Origin of the sequence: Bacillus sp. FJAT-27986 (assembly GCF_001685035.1) — a bacterium.
Lineage (GTDB): Bacteria > Bacillota > Bacilli > Bacillales > Pradoshiaceae > Pradoshia.
This window is the reverse complement of the sequence record NZ_MAYV01000012.1, coordinates 421,736-437,633: the sequence shown is the minus strand read 5'-3', so window position 1 is coordinate 437,633 and position 15,898 is coordinate 421,736. Positions and strand designations below refer to the sequence as shown.

The 15,898-nt window shown below is 34.7% G+C and carries 15 protein-coding genes and 1 pseudogene; 12 read left to right on the top strand and 4 right to left on the bottom strand.

What is annotated here, in order from left to right:
* Positions 1-34 precede the first annotated feature (34 nt).
* The 8 genes from A8L44_RS08325 (at position 35) to A8L44_RS08290 (ending at position 7,366) form a co-directional block, all read left to right on the top strand.
* A complete protein-coding gene (locus A8L44_RS08325; RefSeq protein ID WP_066104092.1) occupies positions 35-979 on the top strand; it encodes a VOC family protein in 945 nt (314 codons plus the stop codon).
* 11 nt (positions 980-990) lie between these two features.
* Positions 991-1,818: an alpha/beta fold hydrolase gene (locus tag A8L44_RS08320; RefSeq protein WP_066104090.1), complete on the top strand. Its 828-nt coding sequence runs from the start codon at positions 991-993 to the stop codon at positions 1,816-1,818.
* Between the two features lie 147 nt (positions 1,819-1,965).
* Complete coding sequence (locus A8L44_RS08315) at positions 1,966-3,156, top strand: acyl-CoA dehydrogenase (RefSeq protein ID WP_066104087.1); 1,191 nt, start codon at positions 1,966-1,968, stop codon at positions 3,154-3,156.
* Positions 3,157-3,228: 72 nt separating this feature from the next.
* The gene (locus A8L44_RS08310; protein WP_066104084.1) at positions 3,229-4,104 is read left to right on the top strand and encodes an acetaldehyde dehydrogenase (acetylating); all 876 of its coding nucleotides are present in this window, start codon (positions 3,229-3,231) and stop codon (positions 4,102-4,104) included.
* A gap of 12 nt (positions 4,105-4,116) precedes the next feature.
* Positions 4,117-5,130 carry a 4-hydroxy-2-oxovalerate aldolase gene (gene dmpG, locus A8L44_RS08305; protein WP_066104081.1) on the top strand — a complete coding sequence of 338 codons (1,014 nt, stop codon included), beginning with the start codon at positions 4,117-4,119 and terminating at the stop codon, positions 5,128-5,130.
* Between the two features lie 102 nt (positions 5,131-5,232).
* Positions 5,233-5,703: a flavin reductase family protein gene (locus tag A8L44_RS08300; protein ID WP_066104078.1), complete on the top strand. Its 471-nt coding sequence runs from the start codon at positions 5,233-5,235 to the stop codon at positions 5,701-5,703.
* Between the two features lie 45 nt (positions 5,704-5,748).
* Positions 5,749-6,558: an FAD synthase gene (locus A8L44_RS08295; RefSeq protein WP_066104075.1), complete on the top strand. Its 810-nt coding sequence runs from the start codon at positions 5,749-5,751 to the stop codon at positions 6,556-6,558.
* A gap of 19 nt (positions 6,559-6,577) precedes the next feature.
* Positions 6,578-7,366 carry a 2-keto-4-pentenoate hydratase gene (locus A8L44_RS08290; RefSeq protein WP_066104072.1) on the top strand — a complete coding sequence of 263 codons (789 nt, stop codon included), beginning with the start codon at positions 6,578-6,580 and terminating at the stop codon, positions 7,364-7,366.
* A gap of 481 nt (positions 7,367-7,847) precedes the next feature.
* Here A8L44_RS08290 and A8L44_RS08285 read toward each other — a convergent pair whose 3' ends face one another.
* The gene (locus A8L44_RS08285) at positions 7,848-8,759 is read right to left on the bottom strand and encodes a LysR family transcriptional regulator (RefSeq protein ID WP_066104069.1); all 912 of its coding nucleotides are present in this window, start codon (positions 8,757-8,759) and stop codon (positions 7,848-7,850) included.
* A 164-nt stretch (positions 8,760-8,923) separates the two neighbouring features.
* Here A8L44_RS08285 and A8L44_RS08280 point away from each other — a divergent pair, with 164 nt between their 5' ends.
* A complete protein-coding gene (locus A8L44_RS08280) occupies positions 8,924-9,682 on the top strand; it encodes an SDR family NAD(P)-dependent oxidoreductase (RefSeq protein WP_066104066.1) in 759 nt (252 codons plus the stop codon).
* 851 nt (positions 9,683-10,533) lie between these two features.
* Here the strand turns inward: A8L44_RS08280 and A8L44_RS19460 are convergent.
* From A8L44_RS19460 to A8L44_RS19450, 3 genes and pseudogenes are all read right to left on the bottom strand, one after another.
* Complete coding sequence (locus A8L44_RS19460) at positions 10,534-10,743, bottom strand: tyrosine-type recombinase/integrase (protein WP_368072429.1); 210 nt, start codon at positions 10,741-10,743, stop codon at positions 10,534-10,536.
* 208 nt (positions 10,744-10,951) lie between these two features.
* The gene (locus tag A8L44_RS19455) at positions 10,952-11,194 is read right to left on the bottom strand and encodes a hypothetical protein (protein WP_368072428.1); all 243 of its coding nucleotides are present in this window, start codon (positions 11,192-11,194) and stop codon (positions 10,952-10,954) included.
* 18 nt (positions 11,195-11,212) lie between these two features.
* Positions 11,213-11,272: pseudogene (locus A8L44_RS19450) on the bottom strand (hypothetical protein); the annotation flags it as partial.
* A 618-nt stretch (positions 11,273-11,890) separates the two neighbouring features.
* On the opposite strand from A8L44_RS19450, the gene A8L44_RS08270 reads away from it, so the two are divergent.
* From A8L44_RS08270 to A8L44_RS08260, 3 genes are all read left to right on the top strand, one after another.
* Positions 11,891-12,898 carry a hypothetical protein gene (locus A8L44_RS08270; protein WP_066104063.1) on the top strand — a complete coding sequence of 336 codons (1,008 nt, stop codon included), beginning with the start codon at positions 11,891-11,893 and terminating at the stop codon, positions 12,896-12,898.
* Positions 12,899-13,341: 443 nt separating this feature from the next.
* Positions 13,342-14,934, top strand: coding sequence for a long-chain-fatty-acid--CoA ligase (locus tag A8L44_RS08265; RefSeq protein ID WP_066104060.1), 1,593 nt, complete (start codon positions 13,342-13,344; stop codon positions 14,932-14,934).
* A gap of 302 nt (positions 14,935-15,236) precedes the next feature.
* On the top strand, positions 15,237-15,851 hold the full coding sequence (locus A8L44_RS08260) for a TetR/AcrR family transcriptional regulator (RefSeq protein ID WP_066104057.1): 615 nt from the start codon (positions 15,237-15,239) through the stop codon (positions 15,849-15,851).
* The last annotated feature ends 47 nt before the right edge of the window (positions 15,852-15,898 follow it).

Genomic DNA, 15,898 nt, shown 5'->3' with positions numbered 1-15,898 from the left:
ATGATAAAAAACAAACAAAAAAGGGGAAAAGAAAATGTTACCAGAGATTGCTAAACTAGGTCATATTGCTTTAATCACACCGGATTTAAAAAAATCACTATGGTTCTTCTCTGAAGTCTTAGGTTTAGAAGAAACAGAAGTAGTGAATGGTACACATTATTTACGTGCATGGGGAGATTTTGAACACCATACACTATCGCTAAAACAAGGGGAAAAATCAAAAGTAGATCACATTGGTTGGCGTACAAAACGTCCTGAAGATGTAGAGAAATTTGCTGAATTACTAACTGAGGCTGGAGCAGAAGTGAAGTGGGTTGAATCGGGTGAAGAAGCAGGTCAAGGAAGAGCAATTCGCTTTGAGTTACCCAGTGAGCATCCATTTGAAATTTATTATGAGATGGAAAAAACGCAACCAGATCAAGACCGCAAATCCGTGCTAAAGAACCAAACTTATAAATCTTGGAGAAAAGGTGCTTCACCTCGTCGTATTGACCACGTGAATCTAGCGACTTCACACGATCCATCAGTAATTCATAAATGGTTAATTGATAATTTGGGATTTAAAATGCGTGAATATGTAGATTTAGGAAATGGAGTTATTCAAGCTGGTTGGTTAAGTGTAACTCCATTGGTTCATGACATAGCTGTTATGGCTGAACCGGAAGCTAAAACACCTAACCGTTTACACCACCTAGCTTATTGGTTTGATAATGCCCAAGATATATTACGTGCAGCTGATATTTTAAGTGAAAATGGAATTGAGCTTATTGGGCCAGGTAAACATGGTATTTCACAGGCAATTTACTTATATGTAAAAGACCCAGGTAGTGGTCATCGTGTGGAACTATTTTCAGGAAGTTATTTGATTTTTGAACCTGATTGGGAGGCTATTAAGTGGACTCCTGAAGATTTAAAAGTTGGTTTAACTTATTGGGGACAAGATCTTCAGGGAATGGATGCTGATTCAACAGAAGCATAGGAGGGACTATAATGAGCTATTCAACAGAAACTTTAGATACAGGTCGGTTTCAAACGTTCTATTGTGAAGCAGGACAAGAAAATGAGGAAGTAATCGTATTCCTACACGGTTCAGGTCCCGGAGCGAATTCAGTAAGTAATTGGCAACATATTTTACCAGAGCTTGCAAAGAACTATCATGTGATTGCTCCTGATATGTATGGATTTGGAAATACAAAACACCCCGAAGTACACCCAAAATCATTTTGGGAATGGACTCAGCTACGCGTTGAGCAACTGCTTGAACTACTTGATAAGAAAAACATAGAGAAATTCAGTCTCGTAGGTAATTCAATGGGTGGTTATGTGTCGTTAAATGTTGTTATGTATGCACCTGAACGAGTGAAAAAAGTTTTACTTATGGGCAGTGCTGGTGGAGAAACACCGCCTACTCCGGAAATAATACGAATGGTTGGTTTTTATAAAAACCCAACGTATGAAAACCTACGAAACTTAACAAGTTGGTTTGTTTATGATCCTGCAACGATTCAAGATTCATTAGAAGATATTTTAGAAATTCGATATGAAACTATTCAACGTGAAGAGATTCGCAATTCCTATTTGCAAAATATGTTCCCTATGCCTGGGGAAGGTCATATTCCTCCCAATGCATTACGTCAAATGAAACAACCATTCTTACTACTGCATGGTTTTAATGACCGATTTGTTCCAAAAGATAGCAGTATTAATTTGATGGAACATTTACCTAATGCAGAGCTTCGTTTATTTACACAGTGCGGACATTGGCTGCAGGTAGAAAAGCGAGAAGATTTCATTAAAGCAGCTAAAGAGTTCTTCTAGTTAACTAGAATACAATAACGTGAGGTCACTAAAGAAGAGATTTTAATGTTTTTTAGTGGCCTCACCAGTATTTAAAACTCCGAATATAACATCTTCGCTAACTAAGATTTGTTATAAACTTGAAAACGTATAATAGGAGGGTTATAAATGTCAGTTGATACAAAGCAAAAATCCAAAGGATTTACAGATGTTGAACTAGAGCTTATTGAAAAAGCACGTGAAGCAGGCCTACTAGCAGAATCAGAAGTAGCAACTTCCGAAATAAATGCCTCTGTTTCTCGAAACTATGTTAATAAGTTAATTGAATCAGGAATTACTCGTGCAAATCTACCGAAAGAATATGGTGGTCCACAAATTTCGTTACGTGGCCTTGGAGAAATTGTACGTACTATCGCGTACCATAATATCTCAGCTGCATGGTTAGGTTATTTCTTCCCTTTACACAACTCCTTAACAGCACACCTTCCACAAGAAGGTAGAGACGAAATTATAAATTCAAACGGTTTGATCGTGGATGTTTTCGCGCCAGTTGGACAAGTAACCGTGGTTGATGGCGGTGTTCGCTTAACAGGTACTTATAACTATACAAGCGGTGTTAACTTTGCGGAATGGATTGGTTTAGGGGCAATTGCTCAATTACCTGAATCAAATCAACCAGAATTAATTATGTGTTTCATGCGTAAAGATGAAGTGAAAGTAAATGAAAATTGGGATACATTTGGTTTACGTGGTTCAGGTAGTAACCAAGTGATTGCAACGGAAGTATTTATTCCAAGAAGACGCGTTTTAAGACTTGAATTAGCGAATGATACACGCCGTCCACCGGAGGGTTCTAATTATGATCCCGATTATCCTTATTACCATGTACCATACTTCTCTGCATTCTATCTTGGGTTTCCAAATATGGCATTAGGTGGAGCTAGGCGTTTGCTGGATGAATATAAAAAGAGAACAGAAGCACGTGTTCGTCTACATGGAGAAAATGAAAAAGATTCTCCTCGTAGTCAGCGAATTCTAGCTAAACTTATGTTGGAATATAAAAAAGCGAATGGTTTAATGGAACAATATTACGATCTATTAGCAACTTATGAAACAGAAGGTCCATACGAAAAAGGGGAGTTTTCTTCACTACGTGCAGAAATTATTAAAATTTGTCAAGAAATCGCTACGACAGTAATGGTCTCACTCGGTGGAGCATCTCTAACAAAAAATGACACAATTGAAGTGTTTGTACGAGACATCATTGCCGTAGCCACACATATAACGTCTCTATATGAAGATGCACTATACACATATGGTCGTAATTTATATGGCTATCAAGGAATTGGTATGGGCTAATTCACCTTAATAACGAGTCAAAAAATGAATGTTTATTCAATTGAAATATGAGTAAACAAGGGGGATTTAGACATGGCAAAATTAAAGGTAGCCATTTTAGGGTCAGGCAACATTGGTAACGATTTGATGAAAAAAATTCAGCGGTCCTCTTTTCTAGAGTTAACGGCTGTTATAGGGATTGATCCCAACTCCGAGGGCTTACGAAAAGCACGTGAAGCAGGTTTTCAAGCTATCGATACGGGAATTGAAGGCTTTCTTCAAACTCCAGGACTTGCAGATGTTGTGTTTGACGCAACTAGTGCTTATGCACATGTGAAGCATGCAAAGCTACTAAAAACTCACGGTAAGAGAGTAATTGACTTAACCCCAGCAGCAATTGGACCACTTACAGTACCAACAGTGAACCTTTACGAACATCAACAAGCAGATAACGTAAATATGGTGACATGTGGTGGACAAGCAACAATTCCAATTATTTATGCAGTATCTCAGCTTTATGAGGTAAAATATGCGGAAATTGTTGCCACAATTGCAAGTAAAAGTGCTGGCCCAGCAACACGTGCGAACATTGATGAATTTATCGCAACTACTTCACGTGCCATTGAGGTTGTCGGCAAAGCAAAAAAAGGAAAAACAGTTTTAATTTTAAACCCTGCTGAACCACCAATTATGATGAATGACACGATTCATCTGTTAGTAGATCATCCGGTAACAGATGAGGAAGCATTGATTGATGCACTTAAAAAAATGGAAAAAGCAGTTCAGCAATATGTTCCAGGGTATCGCTTAAAAACACGTCCATACATTGAGGGAAATCGTATCACTGTATTCCTGGAGGTTGCCGGTGCTGCTGATTATTTACCTGCTTACGCTGGTAATTTGGATATTATAACAGCTGCAGCTATTAAAATTGCTGAGGAATGGGCAAAGGCAAAGACAACTGTGTAAAGGAGGAATACGATGAAACGCGATATTATCATAACAGAAGTAGCTTTACGAGATGGCAGTCATGCGGTCCGTCATCAATTTACAGTTGAACAGGTTAGGAAAGTTGTTGCTGGCTTAGATTCAGCAAACGTACCATATATCGAGGTTGCTCATGGAGATGGTCTTGGGGGATCGACGGTTCAGTACGGCCATTCACATACGAATGAGTTTAAGCTCATCGAGGCTGCTGTAGAAACTGCCGGAAATTCAAAAATTGCTGTACTTTCCTTACCAGGAATTGCAACGAAGCCTGATATTAGACTTGCAGGAGATTTAGGTGTTTCTATGGTTCGCGTCGCTACACATGTCACGGAGGCAGACGTTTCATTACAGCATCTAAACTTAGCGAAGGAGCTGGGTCTAGAAACAGTTGGTTTTCTAATGATGTCTCATATGGCTGAACCAAGTAAAATTGTAGAGCAAGCAAAAATTATGGAAAATGGTGGAGCAGATGTCATTTATATTGTAGATTCTGCAGGTGCTCTACTTCCAATTCAGGTAGCGGATCGAATAAAAGCATTGAAACAAGAAATAAACGTTCCTCTAGGTTTTCATGCACATAATAATTTGTCACTGGCTGTGGCAAATTCATTAACTGCTATTGAACATGGAGCTGATCGTATAGATGGCAGTATCCGTTGTTTAGGAGCTGGTGCTGGTAATACACAAACCGAAGTCCTAGTAAGCATATTGGATAAAATGAATATTGTTACAGGAATTGATTTATATAAAATAATGGATGTAGCTGAAGAAATTGTAGCGCCAATTCTGCCAACACCTCAAGAGATTACACGCGGTAGCTTAGTATTGGGGTATGCGGGTATTTATTCAAGCTTCTTATTACATGCGCAAAGAGCTGCAGAAAGATTTGGTGTAGATGCACGTGATATTCTCATAGAGATCGGTAAACGTAAAGCAGTTGGTGGTCAAGAGGATATGATTTTAGAGGTTGCTGCGGAGTTGAAAAGTGGAACAGTAAAGGCTTGAAAATTATTTTTAAGCAAGTTTTGAAGATCCTTTATGTTTAAATACGAAAAATAGGCTATCCAGTAAATCTATAAAAGTTAAATCATTAGGGGAGGTTTAAAAATGGATGATCGTTTATTTAGAAGTGCAATGGGTAAATTTGCAACTGGTGTGACAGTCATTTTAACAGACCTAGAGGATGTAACACATGGAATGACAGCGAATGCTTTTATGTCCGTTTCACTTAATCCAAAATTAGTAGTGATTTCGATTAAAGAAAACGCACGTATGCTTCCTAAAATCCAACAAGCCAAAAAGTTTTCAGTCAATATTTTAAGTTCTAATCAGGAAGAAATTTCCAAAGTATTTGCAGGTCAAATTAAAGATCAGGAGGTAACATTTAATCGTTTAACAGATGTACCTGTTATTCCTGGGGCTATTGTGCAAGTTGCTTGTGAAGTTTCTGCTGAACATGTTGAAGGTGACCACACATTATTCATTGGTAAAGTAACTAACATTACGGTTGAAGATGGTGATCCATTATTATTTTTCAATGGAAAATATCGCAGCCTCGAGGAATTAGTTGAAGTATAAGGGAAATAGGAATCTCTAACAAGGATGATAGAAGGAGTTATGCTAATGAAAACGATTTTAATTAATGCTCTAAATTTACAGGGAATTTATACTAAGGTAACTCCTTGTGTTATGGCACTTGGCTATTTTGATGGTGTCCATCTGGGACACCAGCGTGTCATACAAATTGCCCGTAAAGAAGCAAATAATCGTGGATTTCCATTAGCACTAATGAGTTTTAGACCACATCCTATCAATATCTTGTCTGGCGGGAAGCGATGTATTTCTCATTTAACGACACTTTCTGAAAAAGAAATGATGCTCAATCGTTTAGGTGTGGACATATTTTATCTTGTCGATTTTACACTTGATTTTGCAGCACTGTCACCCAAACAATTTGTTGATGCCTATTTACTAAATCTTGGTGTAACACATGTGATTGCAGGTTTTGATTTCTCTTATGGATCTAAAGGTGCAGGAAAACTTAAACATATTCCCAATGATTCAAAATATCAAATTACTGTAACCGAGGTACAACGTGTAGACTATTTAGGTGAAAAAATTAGTTCAACAGCAATTCGACAACGATTACTATCGACCGATGTGCATGAGATTCCTCATTTTCTTGGAAAGCACTATACCGTTAAAATGCTTTGGGATGGAAATCAATTCAAACCTATGGAGCCGAAGATGCTTCCTAATGAGGGGATTTATGAGGTTGTGTTGGAGTACGGTCAGTATAAAATCAAGTCAATTGTTTCTGTCAACGAACATGGTAATATACGAATTATGGATTCGTTCAATAAGGTAACAAAGGGAAATGTAAAAATTCACTGGCTGCAGCCTAGCCAATCAAGAAGTTTAACTAGAATTTAATCTTTAGAGGAGGGGAGTTATGGTAACAGAGCAATTAATATCTAATGTAATTCAACTGCTTGATAAAGCACATGAAAAACATCAATCAATTATACCACTTACAATACAAGAGCCGACAATGACTATTGATGATGCCTATGCCATTCAAGTCAAACGAATTAAAATTGCAACAATGCTAGGTGATCGTATCACAGGCAAAAAAATTGGTTTAACATCATTTGCAATGCAAAATCTCTTAGGTGTAGATCAACCGGACTATGGACATCTTTTAGAGTCGATGTATGTAGAAGAGGGGGCAGAAATTTCCCTAAGTCAATTATTTCAACCAAAAATTGAAGGCGAAATTGCATTTGTACTTAAGGAAGATTTAGTTGGCCCAAATGTTACTGTAGATGATGTTCTACGGGCAACAGATTATGTTGTACCTGCCCTTGAAGTTGTTGATAGCCGTATTAAAGATTGGAAAATAAAACTTGAAGATACGGTTGCCGACAATGCCTCTTGTGGACTTTATGTTCTTGGATCAAATAAAGTTCACATAAGTGACGTAAATTTAATTAGCATTCATATGCAACTTTTAAAAAATAACCAAGTGATTAATGAAGGAAAAGGGATGGATGTTTTAGGAGATCCGGCTCTATGTGTTGCTTGGTTAGCGAATAAATTATCGGAATATGGTGTCACACTTAAAGCCGGGGAGGTTATTTTATCAGGTGCCTTATCCGCAGCGGTAGTAGTAGAAAAAGGAGATCAGTTTACAGCCAAGTTTACACAAATTGGTGAAGTAAATGTTCACTTTGTGGAATAAATTTAGACCCAATATGACTTTGATAAAATAACTATCAAACTAAGAGCATTGAATTAGCAAATAAAACCTATTGGCAGCTACTTCCATGAAGTGCAACCTTTCATAAGGTTAGAAAAAATCCGTTTTCCTTTAGAAAGCGGATTTTCTATAATTTACAATATTGTTTTATTGCACTTCTTTTTCTATTTCAGATTTTTTAAATACCAGCATCCTTAAGAGAGGCTTCAGAACTTAGTGGCGGTTATGTCCAATTTTGTCCCATTATGCCCCGTCTTAATCTTAGCTACTTCTAATTGTTTAACTCTTCGTTTTTGATGTATGTCATTAATAACTTTCTTCCTTTAGGTAAATGAAAGGCTCTTGCATTAAAGCTACCATTATAAATGTAGGGGAATTGGCAGTTCTAAACATGATTACTGGGTTATTTTTCATTCCAATATTTTAAAAAAAGTCATAAGTATGATTTTTTAAGTTTGCTAATTTAAATGTCAATATATTTATTAAATTGTTTTTTTGCAAATTCCACCATAACACGTGTTATTTCTGAATAGTTAGTATTATTTAACCTCACAAAACCAATAAATTGGTTTTGTGGAAAAGGTACTATTAAATCAATGAGAACAATATCCTCTTGTTGAATAAAATAAGGATCAGTTATGAAACTATAATTTAAGCCTATGGTAATAGCAGTATTATTTGAAAGACTTTTACGGATTGAATCTAAATTATTTGTTCTTAAAGCAATATCTATCTTATCAAAATTATTATCACTAGATAAAATATCCATTATTTTATAATCATCATGAATTGCTATTGGATAGTCACTAATATCTGAAAGTGTGACTGATATCTTTTTGGCAAGTGGAGATGTATTATTTACCGCAATCACAGTTTTACAAGAAGTTACTTTTTCAAAGTAATATTCCTTTTTTTCTAATTGATCTTTATCATCAAATGCTAAAAGAGCAATGTCGATATCTTGATTTAACAGTTTCTCATATATTTGTGTTGTACTTCCTTCGAATAGGTTGGATTTTATTAGAGGATAAGTTTTTTTAAAATCTGAGAAGGAGTCAATTATTAAGGGCATAAAACCGGGTAATGAACCGAATCTTATGGTTCCATTAAGTTCATTCTTGATTATTTGGATGGTTTCATTTAGAATCTCAATTTTTAAAATTATTTCCCTAGCTTTATTAATTATTAATTGTCCCTCTTTAGTAGGAATTGTACCAGATCGAGACCTTTTAAATAATTTGATATTAATTTCCTTCTCAAATTGTGATAAAGATTGGCTTAATGTTGGTAAAGTGATATTTCGATTATTTGCCGCTAATGTTAAAGACTTTGTTTTAGATATTTCTACAATGTTTGCTAGTTGTTCTAAGTTCAATATATTCACCCCTTATATACTTAAAAAATAACTAAGTTAACTTAAATATAATTAAATATATTTAAAATAACAATTCATTTATAATAGAAATGTACTAAAATTTTCACAAATTAAATTATTATGACATTGACATTATATTCTTTTGTCATAAAGGAGGATTTGAAATGAGATTACAAAATAAAGTAGCTATTATTACTGGAGCTGCAAGCGGAATGGGTGCAGAAGAGGCAAAACTATTTGCTAAAGAAGGAGCAAAAGTAGTTGCAACTGACGTACAATATGAAAAATTAGAAGAGGTTGTAAATGAAATTATTCGTAATGGCGGAGACGCCTATGCAATAAAGCATAATGTAGCTTCTTCTGAAGAATGGGAATTTGTTGTTGAACAAGCAGTAGCTACTTATGGTAAGGTAGATATTTTAATAAACAATGCAGGGATCGGTGGTAAAAATCAATTTGGTACACCAGAAACAACTGAATTGGATGAATGGGACATGGTAATAAATATCAATCTTAAAAGTACTTTTTTAGGTATGAAGTACGTCCTACCTATTATGAAAAAAGTTGGGAGCGGTTCCATTGTTAACATATCATCTATAGCTGCAATGATTGGTACAGCAGGTCCAACTGCTTATACTGCAACAAAAGGTGCAATCCGTTCGATGACAAAAAATGTTGCTGCAAGTTATGGTAAATTTAATATTCGAGTGAATTCGGTTCATCCCGGCTTTATTAATACACCAATGATGAAAGGTACATTAGAAGATGAAAAAGCTTCTGAACATATTACATACATTATTCCATTAGGCCGTCCATCTGAACCAATTGAAGTGGCACAGGGAGTATTATTCCTTGCATCAGATGAAGCAAGTTATTTAACAGGTACTGAATTAGTGATTGATGGTGGAGCTACAATAATTTAATCACCATCAATAAATGCTATTTAAAGGTTATACAAATTTTGTGAATAGAAGCTATTTTGTTCAATTAATAGCTTCTTTTTTATTAGAAATTTAATAAATTTTTATTTACGTATAATCAGAATAGAAACAACCAACGAAAAAATAATCCTTATATATCTTCCGGAATTTTTCTGATCTTTTTTAGTAGTCCTATTAATAGTATTATAAAATTTAATAATAGAGATACATAAGAACTGAAATTATAAGTTATCAAGCTATAGACAAATAACATACAAAAATTATTAACGTTGCTAGCATACTTTCCCTCCTAAATATTAAAAGCTCCTTAAAAACTACAAAAGTCAATTAACATTCCTACAATAAGCTAAAAATCACTACTCACTACTAAAAATAGACTACCCAAAAATCAGAAAAAATGAACTTTTATAAAATTATCTAAGAATTAAATTGGAAATGAATACTATCCTGTAGTGTAAAAACTATAGCATATCGGCCTTGATGCGGAAGAATGATCTAATAATATTTAAGATTCACTTATGTTAGAATATTCACAAACAAAGTGAAAGGAGAGCTAGTTTTGAAATCTATTTTACTAAAGTAGTAGGTTGATTGAGCATATATCTTCTTGTAATACAAAATTCCCATCTTATTTAACTAACGTTGTTGTAACGCTTGATATTAGTGGTTTCTAATTATAAGAATTGCCTTTTCTAAATGATTAGATGTATCTTTACCTATAATAGAAAATTCCCAGCCTTAACCGAAAAGTCATTCATATCAAGGGATACAGCAATTTTCTATTTGTCTACCATAAAAAAGATAGACCATAAAGTCTATCTAAAGAGTGTTGATTATACCTCCACTGTATTTAATGGATTATACTTGTCGTTTTGTTCTTTTAAATCATTTCCCCACATGGAAGCGTATTTTTCGGTTACGGCTATTGAGGAATGTCTCATTAGTTTTTGGATAGCAAATGTACTCATTCCAGAATGGATGCATCGTTGACAGAAGGTGCGTCGGAAAGTATGGGCTGATAATCTGACATCTTTAAAATTCATAATTCGTGCTAACCGTTTAAATACATTTTTTAAGGCATCGGGTGTGAATTCTTAGTTGTAACGATTAGTAAAGATATAATCACTTAAATACTCACGGCCAAATACTTGTTCACAGTATAGGTGGTAGGAAGACAATTCGTGAATAACCTTCTCTGTCACAGGAATAGATTCGCGCTTACGGTTTTTACCGAATAAAGAAAGGGTTTGATTACATGTCTAAATCAGTCCATTTTAGTGTAGTAAGTTCAGATAACCTGATGCCTGTACCAATTAAAACAATAATGTTTGTATGATCTCGATAGGCAACAAAGGGCTTTTTTCTATTAATCCTTCTATAGTAATGGAGCAGTTGTTTAATGTGATAATCCGTAAATACATCTATTCGGATATCTTCTTTGGCTTTGGGTACTTTGGTGGCAGGGCTCTTTTTAATTACTTCACATTCAACCATATTATTAAAGAAGGCTCTTGTACGATGTAACTTAGTGTTTGTGGTAGTAGGCTTATTACCCTTGTCCTTACAGTGAATTATGTATTGTTTAACATGAGAAGGGGAGACATCTCAAACAATAAGAACTTCATTCTCGTTGAAAAAGCGTAACATTTCGTTGAGGATTAACTTGTAAGTTTCCATAGTCTGTGGAGTTACATTTTTAAACTCTCTGTCTTCATAAAAATCTTGGATAACAAACTTTAGTAACATAGAAAATACCACCTCACATGATTTTGTGAAGTGGTCGTTGAGTATCGTAACAGGTTTTGCTACGACCATAACATTTTAGGTTATGAGAAAGTTGATTCAAACCTTGCTACGACTATAAGTATGATCCCGACTGGGTTCGAACCAGCGACCCCCACCCTGTCAATTTACTAGTCTGAATCTTACACACGATATATGCATAAATAGAGTCCAAACAGTCCATTAATTCAGGGCGCCAGTGATTATTTATGCAAGCTGAGTCTCTTAATTCCATTGTTTCTAGAAATTCTGTGCAATTTTTGTGCAGTCTTTATACGAATGAATATGGTGTGTGGAGGTAGGGGACAATTCTTTTGGTTGATGCAATTAATAAATATAAGTTTTCTATATCGATTGATTATGCAAAAAGTTTATACTACACCTTTCTGTCTCCCTTAGAGTTTGTCTATGGTTGTAATGAATATTTTCGTAGTCAGTTATGATATTCCTTGTTTTGTAAAATTACAAAAAGAATCCTCCTATGAATTAACAAAAAGTGGTAATATATATATTATCACTTTTTGTGCCCCTCTTTTTACACGAAAAATAGAAAATAATATACTGTCTTCACATTATATTAAGGAAAGGATTTTATTCTTGAGTGCATATGATTTATTATTAGAGCCGGTTTTAAACTTTTTAACCTGGTCTTCAAAAAAGGAAGATAATTTAATATCAAATAAGAAGAAGGTATATTTATGTTTATTTAGGCTAATGATAATTGTTCCAATTTATTTCTGTATTTATATAGTCTCAATCGTTTTAGTATCTTTTTTTGGAACCACAGATATTCATAACAAAGGAACTACTGTAGTATTCTATCTTTCTATAATTCTACTTTTACCTTTATTACTATTATTATTTTTAAATATCCTAAGAGAAGAGAATATTAGCGATAAAATATTAAAATTTTGTCTAACTTTCTTAATCACAAAAGATAGTATAGGTATTGATTTTCTTCCTTTTAAATTTATATTTCATATGGTTGGTGGATTAGTTTATATTTTATTATCCTCTTTTCTATCATATTATGTGATTCTTTATCTAAACATAAATTTGTATAAGTATATTAATCAAGAAGGATTTGAAATTAGTTTATTTGTATTCTTATTGATAATACATTCCTCCATTTATGCTTTTGTATTATGCTATGGAACCCCAGAAGAAACTATAAAACAAAAGTTTAAAAAGGTTAGAAGGAAATTCTTTTTATGGCTTTTTTCAATGGTAATTACAATTGGATATGTTGTGATCTCTATTTTTAAGGATTATTCAATATTACATCCATTCTATTTTATCTTTATTATATTAATTGCTATGGAGAGAACCATTGCCAATTATAAAGCTTTAACAGAACTTTTATCTGCGCAAGGTTTTTATGAAGAATGTTTAAAAGGGTTTAAAGAAGAAAATTAACATTTAACATTTAAACTTAATTTACGGCTATGAAAAAAATAGATTAATTAAGTTAACGACTGGGTTTGAACCAGCGCCCCCCACCCTGTCAATTTACTAGTCTAAATTTCTAAATTTAATCAAAGTAAGATAGTTTCTATTTTTCCATATAGACCGCAAACAATAAGGGATTATTCATTCAAGCATTCTTCGGATTGCTTTTTTATATTTCTTTTTCATTATTATTGCAGGAAATATAGTTCTTGCTTGTCGAATTAATTATTTGGGAGATAGTTGAGTGTTTTAGCGGGAAGAGATTTTAAGAGATTGATGTTCCGTGTGAATATCAGAAGTAAAATTGATTCCTCCCATCACTTGGAAAGAATATACTGCTGCAAGTCCAGTGAATATGTTATGCCTAATTAATTCGGAATATTTAGATTTTGGAAAAGGGGGATACAGTAATGAACGTACCTTTAATACTTACGCAATTTTTAGACAGGGCCGTAAGCTTGTATGGGGACAAGCAGGCAATCATATGTGAAGACAGGGTATTTACATATCAAGAACTAAATGAAAGAGTTAATCGGTTATCTCACGGTTTAAAGAATTTTGGGGTTCGAAAAGGGGATCGTATTGCCTATTTAGCGCCAAACTCTGTAGAAATGCTGGAGGGCTTTTATGGGATTTTCCAATTGGGCGGTGTGATGGTACCACTAAATAGTCGATTAAAGCCAGATGATTATCAATTTATTTTAAACCACAGTGAATCGAAAATTTTATTCGTTGATCAAGACCTTTACCATTTGATTTTGCCAATTAAAGATAAGCTAAAAACGATTGAAAAAATTATAGTTCATTATAAAGATTCAGAGACAGAAGAGTTAGGATATGATGTTTGGTTGGAGGAGCAAAGTAATGAGGCATTTGAAAGATTTCCGTTAGAAGAAGATGATGTATGCAGTCTTCTCTATACAAGTGGAACAACCGGGAATCCAAAGGGAGTCATGCTGACTCATCGAAATAACTATATTCATGCGTTAAGTACTATGCATCATCTTCGCATAACGGATGAAGATGTTTTACTTCATGTCTTACCGATGTTCCATGTAAATGGTTGGGGTTCTCCATTTTATTATACGGCTAACGGTGCTACTCAGGTCTGCTCTCGAAAAACGACGCCTGAGATGATTTTTTCTGCCCTGGAAAAACATAAAGTAAATGTTATGCATATGGCTCCAACCGTGCTAAACGCACTCCTGCAATATTACGACCAGAATAGCTCAAATATTAAACAAGCAGTTCGAGTTGTCATTGCCGGTTCGGCACCACCGCCAGCCTTTGTTAGACGAGTGGAAAAAGAGCTGGGCTGGGATTTCATACAAGTATATGGAATGACTGAATCTTCTCCTTTAAGCTTGATTTCAGTTGTTCGCTCAGAATTAAAGGAGTTACCTACTGAGGAACAATATAGAATTAAATCGAAGGCTGGGATATCGATGGTTGGCTGTGAAGTTAAAGTTGTGACTGAGCATGGCGAAGAAGTCGAGCATAACGGTAAAGAGATTGGGGAAGTCATTACAAGAAGTAATGGAGTCATGTCAGGGTACTGGAAGAATGAAGAGGCAACGATGGAGGCGATCAAAAACGGATGGCTTCATACGGGAGATATGGCTACTGTAGATGAAGATGGACATATTGATATTGTCGATAGGAAGAAAGACGTTATCATAAGCGGAGGAGAAAATATCTCTTCCATCGAGGTTGAGGGCGTGTTATATGACCACCCCGATGTATTAGAAGCAGCGGTGATCGCTGTTCCTCATGAAAAGTGGGGAGAAACTCCGCATGCCTTTATTGTTCAAAGAGAGGGAAGAAACGTTTCTGAAGAGGAATTAATTGCATTTACAAGAGAGAGGTTAGCTCATTTTAAAGCGATAACAGGAGCAACCTTTGTAAGCGAACTACCAAAGACAGCTTCTGGGAAAATACAAAAGGTAGTCCTTCGTAATGATTACTGGGAGGCAGCCGGAAAAGGCGGGAAATTCGTCAATTAATAAAATATCAACTGAAGATTATTATGATAGGTAACTAGTAGGATTAGATTAGGAAAAATAAGTATAATCAATATAAAAAAGACTCGCTATCTGATTAGCGAGTTTTAACTTTCTTAGAATCTATTTAATGGTGCTACATATTTCGATTTAATTAATTAATTTAAGAACTACACTCAAAGTAGATTTCACATTCATTTTTAACTATCCAATCAAAACCTAAATATTTGAATAAATAAAATAATTTGACAATTTCAAGAAGTTTAAGTTAGAATCTAAATCATAATAAATGAACATGGAGAGGGGTGAAGAAAACGGAATTAAAGGATCGCATTCTGGATACATCTGTTAAGCTGTTTGAAAAGCACGGCTTTCATGGTGTTTCAGTAAATGATATTGTTCAGGCCAGTGATACTTCAAAGGGTGGTTTTTATCACCATTTTCAATCAAAGGATGAATTGCTTTTCTCTATACACGACACATTTATCTCCTATGTCTTACGTAAAGCCAAAGAGGCTATCCACCATTATCAAACTCCACCAGAGAAACTTCAGCAGATTATTTACTCGTTTACGAAAGTATTTGATCTCTACCAATCTCACATATCAGTCTTTTATCAGGAAAGTAAATATTTAAAACCGGAACTGGATTCAACTATTAAACTGAAGCGGGATGAGTTCAGGCTATTAATATACGAAGTCATTAAAGAAGGTCAGGATTCCGGAGATTTTCGAAAAGAGATTCCTTTTGAAATCAGTGGTCTTGCCATATTGGGAATTGTGAACTGGACCTCAAAATGGTATCAACGAAACGGGCCAATGCCGATGGATCAGATTTCTGTGTATTTTACTGACTTTATTATGCATGCTCTATTAACCGAAGAGGCAAAAAGGAAATACGGACATTTTTTTACCACATAATTAAAGCGCTTACATATCTATAACAGACCAACCAGTCGGTCTTTCAC